This is a genomic window from Bacillus sp. AP50 (assembly GCF_040492675.1).
GTDB classification, from domain to species: Bacteria; Bacillota; Bacilli; order Bacillales; family Bacillaceae_G; genus Bacillus_A; species Bacillus_A cereus.
Genome location: NZ_JBEUTW010000266.1, coordinates 1 through 5929 on the forward strand (window position 1 = coordinate 1; position 5929 = coordinate 5929).

Consider the following 5929-nt stretch of genomic DNA (forward strand, 5'->3'; position numbering starts at 1 on the left):
AAAAGAGATTTTCATTGTGTATGATTAAAATGTATAGAAGAGTGAGAGGAGGAACAAATACTGTAAATTTATATGAAAAAACAAATCAATTAATAAGACTTGTATGGAAGAAAAGAGACATTGCAAAGATTAACATACATGTAAAAAAGGATAGGCCATTTTCAGGTCAGAAATTTGTTTGTGAAATAATGGGCATAAGAATGATTACAAATTCAATAGCGCTCTTTTGTCTTTGGGTAAGATGTAAGCTGTGTGATTAGTTGAAAAACAGCAAAAAACATCTATACGATATAAATAGGGGAGAGGAATATTTTGATGAAAAAGCACCGTCAAATTACATTTACAGGTTTAGCCCTTTTAATAACTGGAGGTTCCCTGCTATATACAACTCCAACCTCAATTGTAAAAGCAGAGTCCATTCAAAATGTATCTAATTCGTTACAAAAAAACAGTCAAAGGAATCGTAATTCTGTCAAAGAGGCAATGCGGGATACATTGCAACTTGGATATCCAGGGATACTTGTTAAATCTTTTGAGGGTGGAAAAACATGGAGTCATGCAGCTGGGGTAGCAGATCTAAATACTAAGAAACCAATGAAAACAGATTTTCGTTTTCGAATTGGCAGCGTGACAAAAACGTTCACTGCAACAGTTGTACTTCAATTAGCAGGAGAAAGCCGCTTGAATTTAGACGATTCTATTGAAAAATGGTTGCCTGGTGTCATTCAAGGAAATGGATATGATGATAAACAGATTACTATCCGGCAATTATTGAATCACACAAGTGGTATCGCTAATTACACAAGGTCAAAGGATTTTAATATGATGGATACAAAAAGATCCTATACTGCAGAAGAATTAGTAAAGATGGGAATATCCATGCCTCCAGATTTTGCTCCAGGAAAGAGCTGGTCGTATTCAAATACAGGATACGTATTACTAGGGATCCTAATTGAAAAAATAACTGGGAGCAGCTATGCGGAAGAGATTGAAAAACGTATTATTGAACCACTTGAATTATCGAATACATTCTTACCTGGGAATTCAAGTGTGATTCCAGGAACCAAGCATGCCCGTGGATATATCCAATTAGACAGAGCAAGTGAGCCAAAAGATGTTACTTATTATAACCCAAGTATGGGGAGCTCTGCCGGTGACATGATTTCAACAGCTGATGATTTAAACAAATTCTTTTCTTACTTACTTGGGGGGAAATTACTAAAAGAACAGCAACTAAAGCAAATGCTTACAACAGTCCCTACAGGAGTAGATGAACTTGGTGATTCCGGGCTTGGAATTTTTAAAATGAAGCTTTCAAACGGTGAATCGATATGGGGGCATGGAGGAACCATTCCTGGCTTTTTAACTTTTGCTGGGGGCACACTTGGAGGCAAGCATACATTGGCCGTCAATTTAAACAGTATTAAAGCTGATAGTCCTGATCCTTTTAAAAATATTTTACTTGCTGAATTTAGCAAGTAGGTCAAAGGGGAGAATGGATAAAATTTATCATATTTTCATAGTGGAACAAACAAATGATGAAAACGGTCACTTATCTAAGGAGGTAATTCCGTGATGAAAAATAAGCTAACTGGTGTGTTAGCCACTGCATTAGCGGTAACTATGATTCTACCAACAGGAGCGAAAGCATTTTCTGAAAGTGAGACTACAATTGTAGCTGGTGAAGAATTAGCTAGTCAGGAACTGAAGAAGATTGCAGCAGAAAAGGCGGAGCTACTTACAAAGTCCCATGGAGCGAATAGCGTGCAGTATGCGCTAATTGATAATGGAAAACTTATTTTGTCGAGTCAGACTGGCAAGAACGATGTGGAAGGGAGACAGCAGCTAACCAAAGATACTCTATATGGGATTGGTTCAGTCAGTAAAATGTATGCAACAGCGGCTGTAATGAAATTGGTCGACGAAGGAAAAGTTGATTTGGATGCTCCCGTTGCCCGATATATTCCTGATTTTAAGATGAAAGACAGTCGGTACAAGCGTATTACACCGCGAATGTTATTGAATCATTCCTCTGGCTTGCAAGGTTCTACGTTAGGTAATGCATTTTTATTTAACGATAATGATACCTATGCCCATGATGCCTTGTTGCAGCAATTATCCAATCAGAACTTGAAGGCGGACCCTGGTGCTTTCTCGGTATACTGTAACGATGGCTTTACGTTAGCCGAAATTTTGGTGGAAAGAGTTAGTGGTATGGGCTTTACCGAATTTCTACATCAAAGCTTTACAGGACCTTTAAAGATGAATCATACGAAAACGCCGCAGGACAAATGGAGAGACGAAAATCGGGCCGGACTATATTTCCCGGCGTATCAAGGACAACTTCCAATTGAATCAGTGAATGTAATTGGTACGGGAGGCATATCTTCTACGGCAGAAGATATGGTACGATTCTCACAATTATTTATGGGACAGGGAAAAGGTATCCTTTCTGATAAGGTAGTAAAGGCGATGGAGCAAGAGGAATATAAAAAAGGAATGTGGCCGGGGACTGGAGATAATATTTTTAACTATGGTCTTGGCTGGGATAGTGTGAACCTATACCCATTCAGTGAATATGGGATTAAAGCTTTGGCCAAGGGCGGTGATACGGCATTGCAACATGCTATACTCGTCGTGCTTCCGGAACAGAAAATAGCAGCGGCTGTATTGTCATCTGGTGGACGGAGCTCTACAAATCAACTAATGGCAACTGAATTGCTGCTCGCCACGCTTAAAGAAAAAGGTACTATTAAGGACATCAAGCCAAATAAATCCTTTGGCAAGCCGGTCAAAGTCAAAATGCCTCAAGGTGTAGCAAAGAAAGCAGGATTTTATGGCAATAGCGAAACTCATTTTAAAATTGAAATTACGAAGAACGGAGAACTATCCTTACCATCTAGTAGAGAAGAAAAATATGTATATACTGCTGATGGAAGCTTTATTAATGAGAAGGGTACTTCTAAGCTCAATTTCGTAACCGAGAGGAATGGAAGAACTTATTTGAAGGAGAGCGCATATAAATCGTATCCAGGTTTAGGGCAAAATGTGATGACCCACTATTTAGCTGAGAAACTAGAAGACAACGTGCTATCGAAGAAAACCGCTGCTGCATGGGCAAAGAGGGAAGGCGTTAAATTCTATCTTGTAAACGAGAAATTTAGCTCTATTCAATATCTTGTTCAACCGAAACTTCTTACTACACAAATTAATCGTAAGGAAGGCCCAGCAGGCTATTGGGATGGTAGAAAAATTACAGGTCCGAATACCGCAACGCACCAACTCCAAATTCCCGTGATGAATGGCCGTGATACGACGGAAACGAACTTTTATACAGAAGGTGGAAATGAATATATGGAGATGGCTGGGTTGTTATACGTAAGTGAATCTAATGTAAAACCGATTGATATAGGCCAATCATCCAAAGTTACGTTGGGAGAAAATGGGCATGCGAAATGGTTTACAATCCCGCAAGCGGCAACAGAGAAAATGATTACCGTGACGTTGCCGTCAAAAGGTTCATTTGCGGTGTATGATGAGAAGGGAGTTTGCGTCAACTTTACCATCGTGAGTGGCAATAACAAGGTGAAACTGCCGAAGAACGGAACGATTGTATTCGCTGGGGCACCGAAATCAGAATTTGCAATCTCGGTGAAATAGCTATATTGAACTACTCACCACTTAACGTCCTTACGGACTTTTGGAAGTAGGAGATTCTTGCGAACACCGATGTATCCACCGGTTATCTTAGCAGGCTCTACCCGTAGTCCCTACGGTGAGAACATAAGTATCTTGTTACGTTGACGCACCACACTCCCTACTTTAGCTTGGCTTTCGCAACTTCGGCAAGCATGGGGCGATAGAACATTGAAGATTTTACGGTTGCAACGTTTTTCTGCAACCAGCCTCATATCTTCAGTTCTCGAAGAGCAATCTGTACAAGTAGATGATAGCAAACATGTTGGCTTATGCCAACCGACATTCATCTCCCACTTAAAATTGGTGTTTCACACCTTCACATTTTTGAGGAAAGAGTCTTCTGTCGAAAAACGATAAATTTGTGAAAAAAGAGGCATTCTATAGCAGGTATCATACTTGTGTAGAATGCCTCTTTTTTCTCTTGTACAGAAGAATCTATATACAATGATGAGGAAAGAGCAGGTAGGAATAATAAGATGGAATAGGAAGTGAAGTTAATGACAAATGAACCTAAATTCGAATCATGTGAGACGTACGGCACTGGTATAATGTATGGTTTCAGTATACATAATGACTGTTAAGATAAGAAGGAACCTGAATTTGAATAATGGGAGATGTGAGGAGTCGATGTTGTTTAACAAATTATCCGGTAATTGAATAAAAGAATATGAATAGAAAAGAGCCCCCATTAATTTATCGGAGGCTCTTATTTTTTACTTCAGTACAGAAGGAGTCGTCTTTTCTAACCATAGAATGCCATCATATTGTTCTGTCGGAATCATGATTTCTTCTTTTAATTTATTTCCCCAATAACTTGCTGCAGTAGGAGTAAACATCCATGAAGTTTCTGGTCGGTTACTTTCTCCTTTTAAGTTAACGAAAACATGGGGACTTCCTACAGTGCTGATGATTTTTTCAACACTTTGTTCTTCATGTTCATTATGTACAGGAATAACATTTTCATTAACATCATCCCAACTGCTTCCACTATACGCAAATACACCGATTGTGTACATTTGGTCTTTGATACGCTGTGGAAGATAATCCATCATATTTGGGCCAATATAATTGTATTGCTGCACCTTCGTAAAGTCTAATATCATTTTTGAATTTTGTTTTCGAATATGATAATTATGCCCCCACACAATAATTTTTTTATTTTTATATTGCATTTCAGTGAGCCATGCGAAATTTTGTGCCATTTTTTGATCTCGGATATAAAAAGAATAGTCTGTCAGGTTAGGTGAGGAGATGCCACCTCTGACTTTCATATCAGCATCTAGATGCGTTTTAATCGCATCAATCCGTATACTGATTGATTTCTCAAACAAATTCACATCATACGTAGGATGTGGTGCAACTTGAATCAATTCAGATTTATGATTCTGAATAAACATTCTAACCTTTTCAAACTTGTTAATTACGGGCTGTATTTCCATTTTAAATCGATCATAGGGATATGTTTTATTTTTATTGTAATACCTATCCAGTTCAATCAACTCTGACACTGCTGTATCAAATTCACTCGCCACTTCAGGATTTACTTTTTGCAACCATTCTTTTGCATAAGAGCGGAATGAAGATTTATAAAACAAATTCATATCAAAACCAGCTAATGTGAGTGGCTTCCCTTTTTCTTTTTGTTCTTTCATATAGGTAAATAATTGTTCAAGTTCCTCAGTTTTCCATACAGGGTATAAAGATTGTTTCATCGCTTCCGTAGCGGTTAAGTTATCAAAATTTTGCTGAACAGCTGCTGCTTCTCCAAGCCCTGTTTCAAATGCAATCACATCATATCCCATTTCCTCATGTAAGTACTTAATCATACGTATTTTGGATTGATTGATTTCCTTTGCACCATGCGTACTTTCACCAAGTACAACAATACGCTTGTCCTGTACGGCCTCTTTAAGAAATGATAAATCCTCACTTGTTTGGGAAGTTGGTTCATTTAATATTTTTGCATGTCCGTTTAACCATTCCTCCCATTTGGATTGATCGACTGGTTTTTCTGCTGCGAATGCAACAGATGTAAAGGTGGTACAGGCAAGAAGGGTACTCATTAGTCCAAGTTTCCATTTATTACGCACAACAACGCCTCCAAGTATCATAGTTTACAAGCTGGAAAAAATAATACCAAAATTTACTAATATAACATTATTTATAATAATATATATGATAATCTCTAACAATACTAATATTGCGAAAATTTAAAAGTCTCCTTCAGTGT

The 5929-nt window shown here is 38.1% G+C and carries 4 protein-coding genes; 3 read left to right on the top strand and 1 reads right to left on the bottom strand.

Translation table 11 applies throughout. From position 1 onward, the window contains the following. The 3 genes from ABWK52_RS19105 to ABWK52_RS19115 all read left to right on the top strand — a co-directional run. Positions 1 to 260, top strand: a 260-nt coding sequence (locus ABWK52_RS19105) for a hypothetical protein (protein WP_353772076.1), incomplete at its 5' end; no start/stop codon positions are given. A gap of 55 nt (positions 261 to 315) precedes the next feature. Beyond that, positions 316 to 1482, top strand: coding sequence for a serine hydrolase domain-containing protein (locus ABWK52_RS19110; RefSeq protein ID WP_086423431.1), 1167 nt, complete (start codon positions 316 to 318; stop codon positions 1480 to 1482). A 93-nt stretch (positions 1483 to 1575) separates the two neighbouring features. Then, positions 1576 to 3660 (top strand): serine hydrolase domain-containing protein, encoded by a 2085-nt coding sequence (locus ABWK52_RS19115; protein WP_098541670.1) that lies wholly within the window; start codon positions 1576 to 1578, stop codon positions 3658 to 3660. Positions 3661 to 4412: 752 nt separating this feature from the next. On the opposite strand, the gene ABWK52_RS19120 is transcribed toward ABWK52_RS19115, so the two are convergent. Then, positions 4413 to 5789 (bottom strand): erythromycin esterase family protein, encoded by a 1377-nt coding sequence (locus ABWK52_RS19120; RefSeq protein WP_140159045.1) that lies wholly within the window; start codon positions 5787 to 5789, stop codon positions 4413 to 4415. Positions 5790 to 5929: the final 140 nt, after the last annotated feature.